Annotated in this window: 2 protein-coding genes; both read left to right on the top strand. The window is 72.0% G+C overall.

Annotation, left to right across the window (positions count from 1 at the left end):
- Positions 1–178 precede the first annotated feature (178 nt).
- Positions 179–1129, top strand: coding sequence for a phosphoadenosine phosphosulfate reductase family protein (locus ABZ374_RS48490; protein WP_360325246.1), 951 nt, complete (start codon positions 179–181; stop codon positions 1127–1129).
- 130 nt (positions 1130–1259) lie between these two features.
- Complete coding sequence (locus ABZ374_RS48485) at positions 1260–1508, top strand: hypothetical protein (protein WP_360325243.1); 249 nt, start codon at positions 1260–1262, stop codon at positions 1506–1508.
- The last annotated feature ends 91 nt before the right edge of the window (positions 1509–1599 follow it).

The following is a 1599-nucleotide window of genomic DNA, read 5'->3' as shown; positions in this document are numbered from 1 at the left end:
CTCCGGGACGCCGAACTCGCCGACTGGTTCCGGGACGTGCTGATCCGGCGACGGCCGGACCACCCGGCCGGCGGGGAGCCCCGGCGAGGCCGTGACGACCCCGGCCGGCATCGAGCCGACCGGGGTCGGGCTTTGCCGCCCCCACCTCACCGACACGACACGACCGGAGGCACCCGGCATGAGCGAACAGATCTGCCTTTTCGACACCGGACCCACCACACCCCCCACCCCCGATATCCCGCCCACCCTCACCCCGGGCCCCGTCCCCGACCTCGCGCAGTACGACGTGATCCTCGTGAACCTCTCCGGTGGCAAGGACTCGCAAGTGGCCCTCGCCGTGACGATGGAGGCCGCCGTCCGCGCCGGCGTCGCCCACCGAGTCGTGTGCGTACACGCCGACTTGGGCGAGATGGAGTGGGCCGGCACCGCCTTCCTCGCCCGCGTGCACGCCGTCGCCAACGGGGTGACCAGGTTCGAAGTGGTCCGCCGGGAAATTCCCGATGGGAACGGAACCCGTCACGAGACCTTGCTCCAATACGCCCAGCGTCGCCGCATGTGGCCGTCGAGCAAGGCGCGATGGTGCACCAGTGACCTCAAGCGCGGCCCCATTCACCGGCTGTACACCCGAATCGTCGCCGAGATTGACCCCGTCCGCATCGGCCGGGCGGTCCGCCTGCTCAACGTCATGGGGATGCGCGCGGCGGAATCCCCCGCTCGCCTCAAGCTCGCCCCCTACCGCCACGACGCCGCAGCCAGCAACGGCCGGCGCCACGTCGACACGTGGTTGCCGATCCACGCGATGAGCACCGAAGAGGTGTGGGAGCGCATCTACGCGTCCGACATCCCGTACAGCGACGTCTACGACTCCACACCCGGCGCCCGCGACCGCCAGGGCATGAGCCGCCTGTCCTGCATCTTCTGCGTACTCAGCTCGCGCCGCGACCTTGTCCTCGCCGCCCGGCGCGAGCCCGAACTCGCCGACCGGTACGTACGCGTCGAGCAGGAGATCGGCCACGACTTCCGGTATCGCGAGCCCATGTCCGCCATCCGCGAGGAGGCCCAGCGGCAGACCGCAGCGGCCCACGCCCGCGACCTGCTCGCCGAACTCGACCTCGAACCCGTCGGGTGACATCGCCGCACCTCGCGCTCGACTCGCCCGAACCGCCCGGTGCAGCGAGGGGACGCACCGGACCCACCGGCCCGGTGCCCACCCCCGAGGCATCCCTCGGACACCCCCACCCGCCAGGAAGGCCCCAGCCATGCCCGAAACCGCCACCCACACCCGGGCCGCCGCCGTCCCCCGCCCGTACACCGTCATCGGTCTCGTCTGCGCGGGCCGACTCCGCATCGCCGGCGTCCTCGACGGCGAGCACAACGCCGTCGACCGGCCCCACGGCGACGACCGCGAATGGCAGCGGTTCGCGACCTCCGTGATGGCTGTCGACCCCCACGACGCCGAAGCACACGCCGTCGAGATCGCGTGGACCGACTACCTCGACGAGGACTGACCCCCCCGCTCCCCGCCGGCCGGACCACCCGGCCAGGTGCAACACGGGTCGACGCCCGGTGCGACGCAGGTAGTCGTCGGGGTCGGCGCCC

The organism is Embleya sp. NPDC005971, assembly GCF_040629175.1.
Lineage (GTDB): Bacteria > Actinomycetota > Actinomycetes > Streptomycetales > Streptomycetaceae > Embleya.
This window is presented reverse-complemented; position numbering and strand designations above follow the sequence as displayed.

Bases quoted from the DNA above. Each gene is read 5' to 3' on its own strand.
- ABZ374_RS48490 (WP_360325246.1), top strand. From the start codon at position 179: ATGAGCGAACAGATCTGCCTTTTCGACACCGGACCCACCACACCCCCC.
- ABZ374_RS48485 (WP_360325243.1), top strand. From the start codon at position 1,260: ATGCCCGAAACCGCCACCCACACCCGGGCCGCCGCCGTCCCCCGCCCG.